Annotated in this window: 24 protein-coding genes; 20 read left to right on the top strand and 4 right to left on the bottom strand. The window is 59.1% G+C overall.

The genetic code is table 11. From position 1 onward, the window contains the following. The first annotated feature begins 38 nt into the window (after positions 1 to 38). Positions 39 to 476, top strand: a complete 438-nt coding sequence (locus ACX82Z_RS10525) for a hypothetical protein (protein ID WP_459588559.1) — start codon at positions 39 to 41, stop codon at positions 474 to 476. Then, entirely contained in the window at positions 389 to 820 is a 432-nt protein-coding gene (locus ACX82Z_RS10520) for a phage tail assembly chaperone (RefSeq protein ID WP_459588557.1), read from the top strand. The genes ACX82Z_RS10525 and ACX82Z_RS10520 overlap by 88 nt, the downstream gene beginning before the upstream one ends. Here the strand turns inward: ACX82Z_RS10520 and ACX82Z_RS10515 are convergent. Next, positions 778 to 1,191: a hypothetical protein gene (locus tag ACX82Z_RS10515; RefSeq protein ID WP_459588556.1), complete on the bottom strand. Its 414-nt coding sequence runs from the start codon at positions 1,189 to 1,191 to the stop codon at positions 778 to 780. The two genes, ACX82Z_RS10520 and ACX82Z_RS10515, sit on opposite strands and share 43 nt — an antisense overlap. Before the next feature lie 59 nt (positions 1,192 to 1,250). Between ACX82Z_RS10515 and ACX82Z_RS10510 the strand changes: the two genes are divergently transcribed. Together ACX82Z_RS10510 and ACX82Z_RS10505 are read left to right on the top strand one after the other, a co-directional pair. After that, positions 1,251 to 3,971, top strand: coding sequence for a tape measure protein (locus ACX82Z_RS10510; RefSeq protein ID WP_459588554.1), 2,721 nt, complete (start codon positions 1,251 to 1,253; stop codon positions 3,969 to 3,971). After that, positions 3,971 to 4,615 (top strand): hypothetical protein, encoded by a 645-nt coding sequence (locus tag ACX82Z_RS10505; protein ID WP_459588552.1) that lies wholly within the window; start codon positions 3,971 to 3,973, stop codon positions 4,613 to 4,615. Before ACX82Z_RS10510 ends, ACX82Z_RS10505 begins: the two co-directional genes overlap by 1 nt. Before the next feature lie 69 nt (positions 4,616 to 4,684). Here ACX82Z_RS10505 and ACX82Z_RS10500 read toward each other — a convergent pair whose 3' ends face one another. Continuing rightward, positions 4,685 to 5,104, bottom strand: coding sequence for a hypothetical protein (locus tag ACX82Z_RS10500; RefSeq protein ID WP_459588550.1), 420 nt, complete (start codon positions 5,102 to 5,104; stop codon positions 4,685 to 4,687). Positions 5,105 to 5,180: 76 nt separating this feature from the next. Between ACX82Z_RS10500 and ACX82Z_RS10495 the strand changes: the two genes are divergently transcribed. Genes ACX82Z_RS10495 through ACX82Z_RS10445 form a run of 11 tightly spaced genes read left to right on the top strand, consistent with a single transcriptional unit; the run spans position 5,181 to position 12,356 of the window. Further along, positions 5,181 to 5,771 (top strand): DUF2163 domain-containing protein, encoded by a 591-nt coding sequence (locus ACX82Z_RS10495; protein ID WP_459588548.1) that lies wholly within the window; start codon positions 5,181 to 5,183, stop codon positions 5,769 to 5,771. Then, the gene (locus ACX82Z_RS10490; protein ID WP_459588547.1) at positions 5,768 to 6,163 is read left to right on the top strand and encodes a DUF6950 family protein; all 396 of its coding nucleotides are present in this window, start codon (positions 5,768 to 5,770) and stop codon (positions 6,161 to 6,163) included. The genes ACX82Z_RS10495 and ACX82Z_RS10490 overlap by 4 nt, the downstream gene beginning before the upstream one ends. Positions 6,164 to 6,170: 7 nt before the next feature. Further along, a complete protein-coding gene (locus ACX82Z_RS10485; RefSeq protein WP_459588545.1) occupies positions 6,171 to 8,735 on the top strand; it encodes a phage tail tip fiber protein in 2,565 nt (854 codons plus the stop codon). Beyond that, entirely contained in the window at positions 8,735 to 9,142 is a 408-nt protein-coding gene (locus tag ACX82Z_RS10480) for a hypothetical protein (protein WP_459588543.1), read from the top strand. Before ACX82Z_RS10485 ends, ACX82Z_RS10480 begins: the two co-directional genes overlap by 1 nt. Continuing rightward, positions 9,139 to 9,582, top strand: a complete 444-nt coding sequence (locus ACX82Z_RS10475; RefSeq protein ID WP_459588542.1) for a hypothetical protein — start codon at positions 9,139 to 9,141, stop codon at positions 9,580 to 9,582. The genes ACX82Z_RS10480 and ACX82Z_RS10475 overlap by 4 nt, the downstream gene beginning before the upstream one ends. Positions 9,583 to 9,584: 2 nt before the next feature. Further along, a complete protein-coding gene (locus ACX82Z_RS10470) occupies positions 9,585 to 10,043 on the top strand; it encodes a hypothetical protein (RefSeq protein ID WP_459588540.1) in 459 nt (152 codons plus the stop codon). 15 nt (positions 10,044 to 10,058) lie between these two features. Further along, positions 10,059 to 10,265 carry a hypothetical protein gene (locus ACX82Z_RS10465; protein WP_459588539.1) on the top strand — a complete coding sequence of 69 codons (207 nt, stop codon included), beginning with the start codon at positions 10,059 to 10,061 and terminating at the stop codon, positions 10,263 to 10,265. After that, positions 10,265 to 11,473, top strand: a complete 1,209-nt coding sequence (locus ACX82Z_RS10460) for a pyocin knob domain-containing protein (RefSeq protein ID WP_459588538.1) — start codon at positions 10,265 to 10,267, stop codon at positions 11,471 to 11,473. Before ACX82Z_RS10465 ends, ACX82Z_RS10460 begins: the two co-directional genes overlap by 1 nt. Beyond that, on the top strand, positions 11,473 to 11,799 hold the full coding sequence (locus ACX82Z_RS10455) for a hypothetical protein (RefSeq protein WP_459588536.1): 327 nt from the start codon (positions 11,473 to 11,475) through the stop codon (positions 11,797 to 11,799). The genes ACX82Z_RS10460 and ACX82Z_RS10455 overlap by 1 nt, the downstream gene beginning before the upstream one ends. Continuing rightward, positions 11,789 to 12,037, top strand: coding sequence for a hypothetical protein (locus ACX82Z_RS10450; protein WP_459588535.1), 249 nt, complete (start codon positions 11,789 to 11,791; stop codon positions 12,035 to 12,037). The genes ACX82Z_RS10455 and ACX82Z_RS10450 overlap by 11 nt, the downstream gene beginning before the upstream one ends. Further along, positions 12,024 to 12,356, top strand: a complete 333-nt coding sequence (locus ACX82Z_RS10445; RefSeq protein ID WP_459588533.1) for a hypothetical protein — start codon at positions 12,024 to 12,026, stop codon at positions 12,354 to 12,356. Before ACX82Z_RS10450 ends, ACX82Z_RS10445 begins: the two co-directional genes overlap by 14 nt. Positions 12,357 to 13,147: 791 nt before the next feature. Here ACX82Z_RS10445 and ACX82Z_RS10440 read toward each other — a convergent pair. Further along, complete coding sequence (locus ACX82Z_RS10440) at positions 13,148 to 13,444, bottom strand: PRC-barrel domain containing protein (RefSeq protein ID WP_459588531.1); 297 nt, start codon at positions 13,442 to 13,444, stop codon at positions 13,148 to 13,150. Positions 13,445 to 13,499: 55 nt separating this feature from the next. Then, positions 13,500 to 13,625 (bottom strand): hypothetical protein, encoded by a 126-nt coding sequence (locus ACX82Z_RS10435; protein WP_459588530.1) that lies wholly within the window; start codon positions 13,623 to 13,625, stop codon positions 13,500 to 13,502. Positions 13,626 to 13,686: 61 nt separating this feature from the next. Between ACX82Z_RS10435 and ACX82Z_RS10430 the strand changes: the two genes are divergently transcribed. The 5 genes from ACX82Z_RS10430 (at position 13,687) to ACX82Z_RS10410 (ending at position 16,170) form a co-directional block, all read left to right on the top strand. Next, the gene (locus ACX82Z_RS10430) at positions 13,687 to 14,535 is read left to right on the top strand and encodes an N-acetylmuramoyl-L-alanine amidase (RefSeq protein ID WP_459588529.1); all 849 of its coding nucleotides are present in this window, start codon (positions 13,687 to 13,689) and stop codon (positions 14,533 to 14,535) included. A gap of 2 nt (positions 14,536 to 14,537) precedes the next feature. Continuing rightward, entirely contained in the window at positions 14,538 to 14,900 is a 363-nt protein-coding gene (locus ACX82Z_RS10425) for a hypothetical protein (protein WP_459588527.1), read from the top strand. Further along, positions 14,897 to 15,352 (top strand): hypothetical protein, encoded by a 456-nt coding sequence (locus tag ACX82Z_RS10420; protein WP_459588526.1) that lies wholly within the window; start codon positions 14,897 to 14,899, stop codon positions 15,350 to 15,352. Before ACX82Z_RS10425 ends, ACX82Z_RS10420 begins: the two co-directional genes overlap by 4 nt. Further along, the gene (locus tag ACX82Z_RS10415; RefSeq protein WP_459588524.1) at positions 15,352 to 15,666 is read left to right on the top strand and encodes a hypothetical protein; all 315 of its coding nucleotides are present in this window, start codon (positions 15,352 to 15,354) and stop codon (positions 15,664 to 15,666) included. Before ACX82Z_RS10420 ends, ACX82Z_RS10415 begins: the two co-directional genes overlap by 1 nt. A gap of 303 nt (positions 15,667 to 15,969) precedes the next feature. Next, positions 15,970 to 16,170 carry a hypothetical protein gene (locus tag ACX82Z_RS10410; protein ID WP_459588523.1) on the top strand — a complete coding sequence of 67 codons (201 nt, stop codon included), beginning with the start codon at positions 15,970 to 15,972 and terminating at the stop codon, positions 16,168 to 16,170. Positions 16,171 to 16,253: the final 83 nt, after the last annotated feature.

Here is a 16,253-nt window from a genome sequence, read left to right as displayed (position 1 = left end):
CCTTTCACCTCGACAGGACACCACAAGGAACCCTCGACATGAAATTGAGCGAAATCCGCATAGATCCCGACAAGCTCGAACAGGGCGACTGGGTCGGCGACATTCCCGAAATGGGCAAGCTTCGACTGAAAGTGCGCGGCCTCGGCAATTCCGATTTCCGTCGTATGCAGGCCAAGCTCACAGAAGCAGAGCCGCGGCAGTATCGCATTTCCGGCCGCCTCCCTCCCGAACGTCAGGATGCGATCACGGCGCAGTGTCTTCTTCATACCGTGCTGATCGATTGGGATGGCGTTCTTGGCGATGATGATCAGCCGATCCCGTATTCGCAGGACTTTGCCTGCGAGCTTCTGACAAAGCCTGAGTTCAGGCGCTTCCGTGAAGCGGTGGCATGGGCCGCGACAGTCGTTGCCGAGAACATCAGCGAGGCGACGGACGACGTGGGAAACGGCTCGAAGAAGCGCTCGTCTGGCAGCTAGAATGGGGCGATAAGGCGGACTGGCTGGAAAAGCTTGCCGAGGACATAGGCGAGACGCCAGCTGCGCTTGAGCGGCGTCCGGAACTTCCAGCCTGGCTGTCCTTCTGCTGGCAGGCGTTTTGGGACTTGCATACGGATCGTCCCTCCAGTTTCGGAGGTGCGTTGCCTATCCCGTTCTCGTCGGTCGATAGGTATGCCCAGCGTTACGGCATCGGAGCAGTAGATCACTTCGACAGCTTTGCCGATGTCATCCGCAGAATGGACCGAGCCTATCTGAAATGGGCAGGAAAGCAGAAGCCGGGTCAGGCGTCTTCGTCAAATTCGACGACTGTGCCATCGACGTAGACGATCGCCATAGTGCATGTATCCACTCGAACGTCGGATCGTTCAAGTTCGGCAAGCCTTGGTAGCCTTGGTCCAAACGAAGTGATTTCAAGCTTGGAAGCCTGCCCCGGCTCCAGTCCTGCATCACGGTCGATGCGAACGACTGCGATCAGGCTTCCAAGCGCGTCGGAGAACGTGACGGTGCTGTCGATCATTCGAAACGGTGCATCGCCGTCATATGCATAGGACAGCGAAATTGTTGTCGTGACCGTGCCGTCCGCAGTGGTCGAATTTACCGCAGTCCAATCATCCTGCACCGAAATCAGATCGGTATTGCACGCAAACGCCGACGATCCCGTCAGCATCGCTACAGCCACAATGAAAGTTCGCATGCCTGCCTCCTGCCATTTAGGCGGGACGGTAGCGCGCGGGAATTGTCGGAGCAATCTCTATGGCAGCACAAAACGCCGTCCGGATCGTCCACATCCGAGGCACGTCTGAAGGACTGGCAGAGCTTGAGCAGGATTTGCGTGCGGTTTCCGACGCGCAAGACAATCTTGCGAAGACTAGCGAGACGACGGCGCGCACGACCGAGACTACGTCGCGGCGTCAGCTTTCGGCAGCCAGTGCGTATGACCGTCTACGCGGCCAGATTGATCAGCAGTACCGTGCGCAGCGCCAGCTTGAGCGTGGACAGCAGACGCTTGATCGGGCGTTCCAGCAGGGCATTGCGACGCAGGGTGAATATGACCGAGCAATGGCGCAGTTGCGCGAGCGCTATATGTCGGCCGCTGCGGCAAACGACAATTTCAAGGCGGCGAACGACAATGTCGCACGATCTGTCGAGCAGTCCACCGGCCTTATCGACCGGCTGAAAAGCTCGGTGTCGCAACTGGTGCTGGCCTATGTGAGCATCCAAGGCGTTCGGATGCTTGGCGACATGGCGGACCAATGGTCCGAAATACAGGCCCGTGTCGTCAATGCCACCGGGTCGTTCGAAGGCGGGCAGGCCGTTCTCGAACGCCTCGGCGAAATGGCGAGGCGAACCTACAGCGACCTCGACCGCACGGCGGAAAGCTGGCTCTCGAGTTCGACATCGCTGACCGCGCTCGGCGTCTCGATCAGCGACCAACTCGATCTGGTCGAGAGTTTCAACAACGCGCTCGTCATCAGTGCAACGCGCGGCCAGCGAGCCGAGAGTGTCCAGCGCGCATGGTCCGATGCGATCTCGCTCGGCAAGATGAACATGGACCAGTTCAACACGGTGATGACGGGCAGCGACCGGCTCGCACAAGCGCTTGCCGACTCGATGGGCGTCAACGTCCTTGAACTGCGCAAGATGGCTTCCGATGGAAAGATTACTCGCGATGCGATGCTTGGTCTTTCCTCGCAGCTTGGCACGCTTCGCGAAGAAGCAGACCGCATGCCGGCAACGATCGCGGACGGCATGACGCTGATCCGCAACGCGCTGCTGATGACCATCGGCATGATGGATCAGGCGGGGGGCGCTTCGGAAAGCTTTGCGGCGGGCCTCGTCGTCATCGCTGACAACATGCAGCGGATCGTCACCTATGCCGGCATGGCCGTGACAGCTTACGGCGTCTACTACGTCGGCGCGATGGTCGCAGCTCGTGTTGCCACGCTGGGCTTGACGGGGGCTCTCGCGTTGCTTCGAACCGCACTGATCCGCCTCGGCATCGGCGCACTCGTGGTTGCGGCCGGAGAGCTTATCTACCAGTTCACGCGTCTTTCAAGCGCGGCCGGCGGCTTTGGTGAGGCCATGGCCCTGCTTGGCGACGTTGCTTCGGAGGTATGGGACCGGATCAAGCTGGATGGACAGTCGCTCGTCCTCGACCTTCAGTCCGTATGGGAGAGCATCAAGGCGGGGTTCTTGTCCATGATCGCTGCGATGCAGAAGCGATGGGCAGAATTCCTCTATTATATGGCCGATTCAGCGCCCACAGCTTCTATGGCGAAAATGCTGGAAGATGCCGGAATGAAGGCCGGCAGTGCATATTTGGAAACTGAACGTGCCGCCTCCGCTGCTCGCGAAGAGGCCGAACGCCTTGGCAATGCGGCGCAGGAAGCCGCTGAAAAGTCCCGCGCTCCGCTCGAAAGCATCGCGGCGCTTCGCAAGGCGCTTGCCGATGCCGGATCAGCCGAACTACCCGGTGGCAGCAGCAGGGTCACGCTGCCATCCGATATCGACAGCAAGGCCGCTGACAAGGCCGCTCGTGAAGCGAAGAAACTAGAGGAAGCCTACGAGCGGCTGACTTCGCGCGCGCACGATTTCATCGCGTCGCAGGAGCTTGAAGCATCCGTTATCGGCATGTCGGAGCAAGCTGCACAGGCGCTCCGGTTTGAATTTGATCTTCTGAATGATGCGCGCCGCGCTGGCCTCACGCTGACAGAGTCCGACAGGGCCGGATTCAAAGCGCTTGCCGATGCGATGGCGGAAGCGGAGGCTCGGACAAGAAGCCTTCAGGAGCAGTTCAAATTCATAAAGGACATAACGACCGGGTTCTTCAACGATTTTCGATCTGACCTGATGAACAATATGCAGCAGGGCATGTCGTTCTGGGATGCTACCTGGAATGCGATGGCATCTGCGGCAGTGAAGGCGATCGACAAGATTATCGACAAGCTCATGAGCGACTTGATGGACGCCATGTTCGAAGTCGGGAATTCGTCGGGTGGGGGTGGCGGCTGGCTTGGCAGCCTGTTCGGCGGGATCTTCGGTGGCGGTCGCGGTGGCTTCCCTGCCGCGCCGGCACCTATCACCGGGCTGTGGGCCAATGGCGGTGTTTTCGAGAGCTTGCGCCCTACGCCATTTGCCATGGGCGGTGCATTCACGAACTCCATCGTCAATCAGCCGACGCTGTTCCCGTTCGCGGACGGCGTGGGAATGATGGGCGAGGCGGGTCCGGAGGCGATCATGCCGCTGCGACGTGGTCCGGACGGTCGACTTGGCGTCTCGGCGGCGAACTCGAATGGCCTGGCACCTAGCAGGGTTCAGGTAGAGGTTGAGGTCTTCGTCAATGATGATGGAACCCTCGGCGCGATTGCACGGACAGCCGGCGGTGAAGCGGCTGACGTGAAGGTGCGGCAGGGTCTTGAGGCGTACGACAAAGCGCGCAGCAACCGTTACGCCAACGGCGCGGAGTTCGGCTGATGGTGGATGTCATCAACCTGCCCGATATCGGATGGGAAGACGTGCGGTTTGATCCAGTCCAGCCGCGCAACGCCTCGCGCATGGAGGGCCGCCGTACTGAAGCGCAGACATTCGGGACACCGTACTGGGTGGCGTCCTACGGCGCGACCTTCCTCAAGCCGCACCAGTACGGCCTGATGGATGCGTTCATGATGCGTGCAGGAGACGGGCAGGAGGTGTTTCGCGCGCACGATCCGCTCCGGCCTCGACCGGTTCACTACATCCTACCGTTGTCGGGCACTCGGGCAGGTGGTGGCGCGTTCGACGGCACCGCGACTATCACCGCGCGCACCGCGACCTCGCTGACCATCTCGGGCTTACCGGCTGCGTTCCGGTTTCGGGCGGGCGATTATGTCGAGGTGCGCAAGTCGGCGTCTCTGATCTCGCTGCACCGGATTATGGCCGATGCCACGGCCAACGGCTCGGGCGTCGTCACGCTGTCGATCCGCTATCCCCTCGATCTCCAGACCTTCACGCTGCCGCTGACGGCAAACTTCGAGAAAGCGTCTTGCCTGATGCAGATCGATGCCGGCTCCTATCAGGGCCAAAAGTCGTGGTCGTCGCGCTCGCCGTCGTTCACGGCGATGGAGGTATTCTACTCATGAGTGGGGAAGGCTCCGTGCATGTCCGGCCGAGCGAACCCGCTCGTTGCGGTTTCATCTGCCGGTACGAACTCAGGCAGGGTAAAATTCAAAAAAGCTATCAGTTCGCTTGTCTAGAACAAGGCGTCCTGTATCCAGCACGTTCATCCCAAGAATTGCCTCAACGCCCGCCACTCCAAGAGGATGCCCGATCTTCATAGCATCCATCGAGACAGCTTGCGTTGGTAGCGCGGCAAACCTCGCGGCCATCTTAAAAGTCTCTTCATCGCTATCGCCCAAGTGGGAGCTTGCGCGAGTTGTCCCGCTGGGCTGAATACCCATGCTCGTCAACAGAGCCAGCTCTATCGCACTCAGGAAGAAACCGGTGTCGAGCATCGCGATTGTGTTGCGCCACTCAAATGAACCGTCGTCACGCAGGACCGATAATTCGATGCGCGCAAACGGCATCGGGTGATCCGGTATCCAGATAACCGGCACTTTAAGAGCATTCATTTTCGCCCCCTCCATCCCTCGCCAATCGAAGCACGCCGGGCGGCGGCTGTCGAATCCTCTCGACCATAGGTGACCCATGGCACTCGATCCGGCCGTAGAAACTGCGCTCGACAGCGGGCAGATTCGTCGCCTCGACCTGATCCGTTTTGACCTTCCGGGCAAGAGCGTCGGCTATTACCGAGGCGGTCGACCATACACTTACAACGGCCTGACCTATCTTCCCAACCGCTGGCTTCAGACGGGTGGCATGAATTCGGCTCTCGGTGTGGCAGTGACGACGCGCACGATCGTGTTCAGCAATGTGCCGGTCGATAATCCAGACGACGCAATCGCCAGATTGGAAAACTACGCATATCAGAACGCGCCCGTCATCATATCGCACCTCGCCGGCGATCCCGTAACGAGCACTGTTCTAGGCATCCTTGCGTCATCCATCTACGAAATCGATCAGGTGTCCTACGACAAGAGCGCCGCCGGCGATAATGGCGAGCGCACGCTGACAATCTCGATCGATCTCCAGCCGCCTGGCCGTTCGGCGCGCGGGGCAACGCTGGTCAAGCGATCTCCGGCCGAACAGAACTTCGATAACAGTACGACAGACACGAGCCTTGAATATGTGGCCGTCAACGCTCAGTGGCCGCTCGAATGGGGGCAGCGTCAGGGATGACCCGTTTTGAGAAGGTTCAGGCCGTTGTCGCCAAGGAACTCGACAAGTCCTATGTGGTGGGCAAGTCCGACTGCTTTCTTATGGGGCTGCGCGTAGCGGCGGCTCTCGGGGCGAAGGGGATCATCTCGCAATATGCTGGCCGATACTCGACGCTGAAAGGCGCGCAACGCGTGCTTCGGCGTTTAGGTCACAAGAGCCTTGTCACTTTGATGGCAACCCATCTTGAGCCGTGCGCGCCGGCAATGGCCCGCATGGGCGACCTTGTCGTGCTTCAGGTCAGCGAAGCCGAGCATCTTGGCGTCTGCGTTGGCGCAAGGTTTCTGACCAAAACGGAAGCCGGTCTTTCCTACCACGACATCACAGCCGTGACTGCGGCCTTCCGCGCGGGATAAGCATTTCATGGCAATCTTTACAGCTATCGGCGGTGCAATTGCCGCCGCGATAGGTGCTGCTGCATGGGTCGGTACAGCTATCGCGGGCGGGTTGGCGTTCGGTGCGCGGTATCTGCTCGGCAGCTATCTCAATCGGCAGAAGAAACGCAGCTATACCGCAGTCCAAGGCGAGGTACAGTTCGGCGGCAATGTGCCGGTCGGCGCGATGTTCGGCACGGGCCTCGTTAAGGGGCAGCGCATCTATTACACGAAGTGGGGAAGCGGCAATAAATTCAACGCTGAAGTCTTCGCGCTCTCGAACGGCTGGTGTGACGGGCTGGAGCCTGAAGTCTACTTCTACGGCAAGCGCCACTTTCTGACGCCAGTTGCGACCATCTCGAATGAGGTTGCCAGATATCAGGTATCCGGCTTCGGTAACAAACTGACGATCCGTTTTTATGATGGTCGCCCAGGTCAGCAGGCTGACGGTCGGCTGGTCAGCGTTACGACCGGATTATTCGGATCCACCGGGTCGCCGTGGAAGGCGACAAGCACCTGCGCTGGCATGGCTTACGTGGTCGTCGAGCGCGAGTTCGATGAAGAGCTTTTCGAGCAGGGTGTCCCTGAACTCAGCTTCATCCTGCGCGGTCTTCGCCTTTACGATCCGCGCAAGGATACCACAGTTGCTGGCGGCTCGGGTGCACATCGCATCGGCAATCCTGCGACATGGCAGTTCAGCCAGAACCCAGCTCTCCAGCGGCTGAACTATCAGCTCGGTTTGCGCGGCCTCATCCAGACACGCACGCTCATTGGTGAGGGAAAGTCGCTAGGTCAACTGGACCTTGGCACCTACTTCGCCGCAATGAACGTCTGCGATCAGATGCGTGGGGGCAAGCCGACCTATCAGGCCGCACTCTATGTCGTCTCGGACGACGATCACACGGAGGTCCTGAAAGAGTTCGACGACGCCATGGCCGGGTATGGCCTCAACCGGCGCGGGTTGTCTGGTGTTCTCGTTGGCGCACCGCAGATCCCGGTCGCGACCATCACGGCGCGCGACATCCCGATCGAACGCGCCCAGCAGATCCAGCTTCGGAAATCGTCGTTCGATCTCTACAATCACTTGTCCGGCCAGTTCATCTCGAAGGAGGATCAGTGGAACCCGGCGAGCCTTAAGCCGGTCTATGTGAATGCTGACATTGCAGCAGACGGGCGCACGCGGCAGACCTCAAATGATTTCCTTCAGGTCTCCGATCCCGACATTGCGCAGTATCTTCTCTCGATCCGCTATAGGCAGAACCGAAAGGGTGGATCGGCAACGGTGCCGATATCGCGCCGACTCGGCCTGCGGGTTCAGGAAGGTGAGTGGATCGTCTTTGAAGGTCGTACATGGCTGATCCGCGAATGGCAGTGCGACGAAAGTTTCAACATCACTCTGGTGCTGGCTGAGACCGGCGCGGACATTTACTCCGAAGCAGGCATCGAGCCGGGGCCGATCATTATCCCGTCGACGCCGCCCTTCAATCCAAGCGTTCTGTCGACTGTCCAGAATTTCGCGGTTGAGGTCGGATTGATTGAGGGTGCGCCGGGCTTTCAGGTTCCGGCGCTTCGGTTCACATGGACGCCACCAGATGACCCGACCATAACCAGCGTCCGGTTCCGATATCAGGTCGGTGTCGTTCCGAATGCCGCAGATATTTATGAAGATTCAACGCTCGACGTAGAGCGCGGCGAGTACATCACGACCAAGGATGTTGTTTCCGGCGAGTACTATGTCGCGGGAGCTTCTATTACGACGCAGCCGGATCGCTTCAAGACCTGGACACCGTGGTATGCGACGATCGCGCCCACGGGCTTCCTTACGATCTATCAGGACATCGACCTGGAAGAGATCAACGACCTGATCTCGGACAGCACTGAATGGATTCGCGAAGGCACGCGCGACCTGATCGACGAGATGTTGCAGGTCGCGAATACGGCAGCGGATCAGGAGCTTGGCAATTACCTCGACCGGCAGCAGCTTCGCATCGAACTGTCGTCGGGCCTTGCGGAGACACGCGCTTCTTATCTCCTTGCCATCGACGTTGCGACCGGTCCGGGGTCGGCGCTGGCGCAGCGTATCGAAAGCCTTGAAGTTGCGATTGAGGAAGACATCGCAACGGCAGTGGATGCGCTGACGACGCAAATCAGCACGGTCGATGGGCGCGTCACGGCGAATGCAAACAGCATCACGGCATTGTCGACGACCGTCGGCAATGTCGAGGCCAACGTCACAATGCGCGGCACCGCTCAAGCGTCGCCCGGCGGCGGGTGGGCACGATGGGGTGTCGAGGTCCGGACTGGTGTGGGCGGCGCGTGGTCGTCCGCTGCATTCTTCCTCGATACGGCTGGCTCGTTGAGCCGCGCAGTCTTCGTCGCAGATCAGTTCGTCATTCGCTCGCCGGGGTCGGAAGACTATCCCTTCGTGTTCGCAGGCGGCCAGCTTCGGCTCAACATGGCGCATATCGGCACCGTCACGGCCGGCATCATCCGGTCGCCTGACAGCCGTTTCATCATCAACCTCGCGAATGGCAGTCAGGAGTGGTTCGACTGATGCCCGGCTTTATCAAGGACATCGGTGGATCGAAGCGGATGCGCTTCGTGAAGCCGGGGCAGGACCCGAACAACCTTAATCTCGATCCGAATCTTGTCATCTTCGACAGCGACACGATCGGCAATCTCTCTGTTCTGGCGCATGGCGAGAACTTCTCCCCCCAGCCGGCGAACACCAGCGCCACGCGAACGACGCAACTGGCCTCATGGTCTTTGCCGTACACGCCGATGGTCATGGCGCAGATCAAGCTACAGTCTGATCCTGACAGCACTTGGTCGAACGTTTTCCATGGCATTCAGCTCGCCTATCTAGAAGCCACTCCATCCGGCCTCTGGTTCGTTCATGGTGGTTCGACAGCGAATGCTGATCTTCTCATTCGCTGGACGGCTTACAGGTTTCCCATATGAAGCGCGCCGTTATCGACAAGACGCGGTTTCGCATATCGCGGCCGGGCTTCGATGTGGACGCTGCTTCGATTGAAAACTTACTTCTCCATGAGAGCTTCTTCTACTCGCAGCCATTCCTCTTTCGATTTGTGGCTTGCCCGTTCGCCAGTTTCGTTGGTGACGGGATACGGGATGAGAGTGCCCCTGCGATCAGTTTCGTCAATCCCGGACCTCAACTGCCGTCCGTCGCACTGTTTCCTGTCGACACCGATGGCATCACGACATTCCCCGCCCGAAACTCGATCTCCAGCGGCTCCAATCAAAGCGGCTGGCCAAGCCTTCGTTACTGGCAGGTGACGCACAGCCTCACAAGCACAAGCATCACGGTTCGGTTTCGCAAGGGCGCGCGCTCGCACGTCTCACCGGCAGGCGCATACATCGTGCTATTCAGGAAGGGGTGAGCATGCCTCGACAGCGTCTATCGAAAGACGGCCCGCAGATCGCGCGGCCGGGGCATGACGTGGATACCGCATCCCCGGCGAACATGCTGTTCGACCCGCGACTGGTTGCTGCAACTGTATATGCGACTGGCACCGTCACCACGGCCGATTACTCTGGTGGCGACGGGATGGGTGGCTATCTTCGACGCGCCATTGTGGGCCACGGCCGAACCTTCCCGATGCCGCCGATCGTCATCCCATACGAAATTGTTGGTTCGGCTAGGCGTCTGCACTTTGCCATGAGCCAGATATTTCCGGATGCGGCAACGACGGTCGCGGGGTGCGCGGGGTCCGTGCGGGTGAGCGCCACAGGCTTCGAACTTTACTCGGGCAAGCCTCCGCTTTTTACCGGAAGTGTCTTCCCGGCGCCCGGCACAGCTTGGCGGTACGTGACCCTCTCTAACACGCTCGCGAACTCCTAACAGGAAGACCATCACATGACCGAACCTACCGACGCTGGCGGCTCGCCGGCACAATCCCGCGTGCATCCAATGGCGATGCTCGAGGAACTGGCTGCTGAGAACGACTTCCTTCGCAAGCGCTGCATGTTGCTCGCGAATGAGCTTCACACGTCGCGCGCTGCGGTTGCTGAGTTGCAGGCTGCGGTGGCTGCGGCACCCGAGAGCACCGGGGAGGCCGGCTGATGGCGCTGATTTCGTACTACAGCCAGGGCACGGCAAGCGTTGCGGCGAATGGCACGGTCGTCACTGGACAAGGCACGCTTTGGGTTGGTTCGGTCAAGCCGGGTGATCAGTTCCGGGCGGGCGGTCTGACTGAGCGCATTCTGTCGGTGAACAGCAATACGAGCTTGACGCTGGCGCGCGGCTGGCCCGGTGCGGCTCGCACGGCTGCGGCCTACGAAGTCTATGTCGTTCCGGCACCGTCCGAAATTGTCGGCACGACACGCACGCTGCTTACATCGCTATCGAGCGGCGTCCTGTCTGCATTCGCCGGCCTGACGAGCGCTGCGAACAAGCTGCCGTTCTTCACCGGCTCCGGCACGATGGACGTGACGGATCTGAGCGCTAAGGGCCGGGAGATTATCGGTGCAGCGGATAGTGCGGCAGCGCGCAGTGCAGTCGGGGCAATGCAAAACCTTGACGCCCCCAACGAGGGTGGCGCACCACTCGACAGCAACTTCAACGATTACACCGATCCGGGGCCTGCACCCCTATTGCTTCGGTCTGCATCGGGTGGGCCAAACGCAGCTACCGCACCTGTCGTTAATACATACTTCTACGTATTGAACTTTGCATATGGCGCAAATCGAACGCAGGTCGCATTTCCATATGGGTCTGCGGACTACACAGTCTATTCACGAACTAGAACTGGTGCCAGTTGGAGCGAGTGGCGAGCAGTCGTCTCGGACGCGACCAACATCATCAGCGGGGTGTTCGATGCAGCACGCATACCAGGGTTAGATGCATCGAAGATCATCAGCGGGGTGTTCGATGCAGCACGCATACCAGGGTTAGATGCATCGAAGATCATCAGCGGGGTGTTCGATGCAGCACGCATACCGCAGATCATCGAATACGGCATCAATGGAAATGGTCGGTACATCCGGTTTAGCAACGGTGTGCAGATTTGCTGGCAAGTTTATGCGGCAACCAGTCGTGCGATGACAACCGCTTACGGAAGCATCTTTACCGGACCTACGCTGTCCAGAATATTTCCAGTTAACTTTAGTGCAATTCCTGCCTTTTTTCCCAGCATTTGGGATTCCGGGGGTGGTAGGCCCGATGCTAGAACGACCATAGTTTCAAATGCCGGTGCCAGTTACGTCTTAAGCCACCCTCAATCAAACACCTTGTCGGTCGGTGATTGCTGGGTGGCAGTGGGGAATTACTGATGCGCATATCGTTCTCACCTCAGCGCCGCGATGACAGCCTGACGCTCGAAAAGACTTCGGGTGACCGGCTTCGGATCAACGGTGAACTGTTCAACTTCAACACGCTGAACAACGGTGACGTGATCCCAGAGGTTCCTTGCGACTGGATCGTCGGACCAGTCGAGAAGGTGGATGGCGAGGTCCATCTGACGCTGATCCTGCCGCATGGCCCGAACCCGTCGCAGGTTGTTGCGTTTCCAGAACCGGTCACCGCGACGGAAGACGGGCCGATCAACGTGCCTTATGACGAGCCGGCCGCAGACGAGGAGAATGATGATGAAGCTTGACCTGTACCCAATCGAGAGTGCCCCGAATGTTTTCGAGGACGGGCGTGAATGCCTAGCCTGCGATTTTCTTGGCACATGGCGCGTCGTAAAGTTCGACCGAAATGTTGGCTGGGTTTATTACAACACCGGTGACGAGCCGTTTTCTTCATACCCATACGAAACGGAAACGATAACGCCGGTCTTCATTGCAGAACTGCCACACATCAGCGACGTGGAGCCTGCCAATGTGGACGCCTGAGCCAAGCCAGATCATCACCGCAGCTCAGCGTGCGGTCGAAGCGAAGGCCGCGACCGTCGAAACCTTCCGCGCGGCGATCCAGCAGCACGTCGACGCTCAAGCTCAGTCGCGCAGATACGACAATGGCAATTCGCTCGCCAGCTACGTCGCCAGCACGAACGAGACATGGGCCGCAGAGGCGCAGGTGTTCGTCGCGTGGCGTGATGCCGTCTGGCAGCATGCCTATGCAGAACTCGACAAGGTCATGGAAGGCGAGCGCGAGCAGCCGAGTGTCGCGGACTTTATCGGTGAGTTGCCGGTGATCGATTGGGGGAATTGACCCTGTCGGCCGGCGCATCGTGGTGTGGGTGGGGGTGGCTATCGAGCGCCGGCCGCAGCGGCTCTCAGGAACGCCGCGCCCACATTCTAACAGACTACCGCACGTCGGCAATCGATCAATCCGGTGGTAGCCATCCGAGTTCATTGAGGGCGTTATGAAGCTCGGTCCCAGCTTCCGTGAGGACGAGCGAACTGACACCGTTCACACGGTAAACGGCGAGGCCAGCATTCAGCAGATACTGCCGGCTTTGCGGGCCGACACCCCATTGACCCGCATGGCCGGTGGCAATTCGCATTAGCGCTCTGCGTTGATGGTATCTCAGCGAACGCGCCTGCTCCCTTAGCTCCTTGCTGATTTTCATGTGCCAGCCCTCAACCCGGGCGGCATCTTACCCCTACGTAATCAAGCGATCTACTTGGAGATCAAAGGATGGTTTACATGCGCGTTGATTTGAACGTGGCGATGGAAGTCGCTGCGCGTGGCCGGCGAGCGTGAGCAGCCCAGCGTCGAGGATTTCATCGGTGAGTTTCCGGTTATTGAGTGGGCGTCGCCTAGCTCATAGTGTTCCAGACGAACACCATCAGAGCTGCGATAGCTATCACCGTCCCGATCCATGTCGAGATCGTAACCCTTGGTGAACCGTTCGGGTCTTTGTCGTAGCCACTGGTCACGTGATGCCCTCATGAAGGTGCGAGGCCGACCGTCTCAACCTGGAGGGTTTTGGCAACCGACCTCGCTGGCAACTGCTGCGTCGCCAAGAGCATATTAGCGATCGAGAATTCAGCCGCAAGCTAGTGCGTGTGTTCGGGCATTTCCTTCAGCTGATCCTTAGTCCAAGTCGTCACCGCGTGGACGTGATGGCCTTCATCGCGCATGAATTCCAACTGCCCAACAGGCACCGCTACTGGCTTCGCACCAATGCCGAGGAAGCCGCCGACGTCGATTACAGCCTCTGCATCAGGTCCCATTCCGTGCAGATGCGAAACGTGGCCGATCTTCTCATCGCCCGGACCGTAAATTGTTGCGGAGGCGAGATTGTCCTCGGTCAGCTCGGCGGGGGTGAGACGAACGTGCTTTGAGTGATCCATTGTGTTCTCCAATTGATGTTCGGGAATCGCTACCTGAAACTGAAATCGATGATCGTCAGAAGACGAACATGACGAGCAGGATCACCACGATGAGCGGTACGCCCATCAACCATAAAATTCCGCCTTTCAGCATCTGATATCTCCTGAGGTTTGCGGCTTCCGATAGAGGCGCGTCGCTCACCAACATCTCAACACAACCAAACGTTCCAGCATCACGCCGTCGCGGCGGGAAAGGACTTGTCATGACGTCTGTCATCCCGGCGGCGTGGATGCCGCGCGTGCCCATGAAGCGGATCATCGGTCATTGGACGGCTGGCAATCACGCAGCCAGCGACACCGACAAGAAGGCCTACCACGTCCTCGTTGAGGGAAGCGGTAAGGTTATCCGTGGCACGCCTTCGATTGATCTGAATTCTGGCTCGATCAAGAACGGCTACGCGGCTCACACGCTGAACTGCAACACCGATAGCATCGGCATTTCGATGTGCGGGATGGCAGGCGCGGTCGAAAGCCCTTTCAATGCGGGTCGCGCGCCGCTGACGGCGGTTCAGTGGGATGCCTTCGTACGCGTCGTTGCCGAACATGCGCGGTTCTATCAGATCCCGGTCTCTGACAAGACCATCCTGTTCCATGCCGAGGTGCCGCCGAACCTGGGCATCACGCAACGTGCCAAATGGGACGTGATCCGGTTGCCGTTTGACCCGTCCGTCACTGGCGGGCGAGCGGTGGGCGACAAGCTTCGACGTGAGGTTGCCGCGCTTTTGGCTGCTGACGCTCCAGCCGCGCCACGAGAGCCTGTCCCGGCCGGTGGCATCGGTCGTGTGACCGCACCTGTCCTCAATACGCGCAATAGCCCGAACGGCGATGTCACTGGCTCGCTGAAGGCAGGGACGCTTGTCGAGATCAATGGTCTCGATGGCGTCTGGCTGAACGCCACCACGCCGGCCGGTTTCTCGGTCTGGGTCCATCGCGATCATGTCGAGATGATTGACGGACCTCCTGCGCTTGAGCCGACGAAGCCCAGCCCCCACCGCGCCATCATCGATCGCATCCGCCGCGAACTGGACGAACTCGAAGCCCTTGGAGCCTGAATATGTGGAACACTCTGCTTGAAATCCTTGCGCCCGTCATTGCGGCGCTGCTCGCCATTCTCGTGCCAGCGCTCGTCACCGCGCTTGTGCGGTGGTTCCAGAAGCTAGGCCTCGATATTGAGGAAAAGCACCGTGACGCTTTGCAATCAGCGCTAACCAACGCAGCGCTGGCTGCGCTCGCACGCGGTTCACGTAATGGCGCTAACGGCGTAGCGATAGACTACGTTCGAAAGTCGGTCCCTGACGCGGTCAAAAAATTCGGCCTCGATGATGGGCGCATACTCGAACTCGTCCGACCACATATCACCGCCGCGCGGATCGAGGCAGCGAAGACGCAGACGGTCGAACCGGGAGCGGTCGGTTGATTATAGTTCGCGTCATCCGGGGCGTCACCGACCATTTCCCGATCCGCGTTACTGAATGGATCATGCTGTGGCCGTCATTCCTGCTCTGGGCTTCGCTGGTTGGCACACCTGACATGTTCGATGTCAGCCCGAGCTATGCTTATCTCGCCTATTGGGCTGATGAAGCGGTCTGGGCGATGCTGATCGGTCTTTGCGCAGTCGTGCGCATGCTGGCCCTGACGATCAACGGCACCTTCAAGGGATTTGCCTTCTCGCCGCATATCCGTGCCACCGCCTCGATCATCAGCGTCATAGTCTGGTCGCAGGTCTCGCTCGGCTTCCTGATGGCATGGCTGAACGTTGGTGGCGCACCGTCTGGTGTCGTCGCCTGGTCGACAATGGTGCTGGTCGAAGTCGTCAACACGTACCGGTCATGGGCCGATGTCGGGAAGAATGCTGCGGAGCGGGCTTGATGGAATGGATTGCCGGACTGGACTTCGAACGGCTCGCCAATGCCATCGTCATTCTCATCACCGGCCTTGCAGTCGGTCTCGGCTTCCGCAATGGCAAGCGGGCACCGCAACCAAAGACAGAAGATGCGACGGTCGCGGTCGCGGGCGCGCTTGTCGACGGCTCATCCGTGCGGCAGCTCGCGGAAGTCGTCGAGCATTATCGGCAGGATCAGGAACGCGCCCGCAAGATCGGCCATGAACTTGTCGAGGCTGTGGAAGGCATGACGCGCGAGATGAGCGAAATGCGGGCCGAAATGCGCATGCAGCGCCGTTGACCGGCAAGCCAACGCACTTTTTCGCGGTCACCATGTCATTTACTATTGAGCGATGATGCAATCTCAATATGAGCATAACCTAAAAAGGAGCTGGGTTATGCCAATTCGTTCGAAACTATCCGGCACACTGGACGAAGAGGATTTGGCGATGCTAGACGCCGTGCTCATGCGTCTGGGTAACACCGAACCTGAAAAGCGAGAAAACGACGCTTTACAGATCATCCGGCTCTTTCAATCCGGTACTACCGACCCAGATGAGATTGTTCGACGGGTACAAAACTCATTATAGCTGAAAGGGTCGGCATGCCGAAATTCCACCGCGACGAAGTTTCGAAGCTGGAGGACATTGAAGCACTTCTTGTCACGGCCCGTGATTTGTCAGAGCGATTCAAGCTGCATCAGCTTGATGAAACCACCCGCGCGATTCGCAACACGCTTGCAACCCTACGCGTCGCGAAAAACGATTTGGTCGAAGAGTGGTGGGCGATGGATAATGACCGCTGAAAATCGTTGAAGTGCTGAACGCTTTAATGCGGACCGCGCTCATCAGAATTGCGTGCTCTTGCGTTCAGATCTTTTCTGATGCC

The sequence above is a fragment of the Aliihoeflea sp. PC F10.4 genome (assembly GCF_054612275.1).
This window is presented reverse-complemented; position numbering and strand designations above follow the sequence as displayed.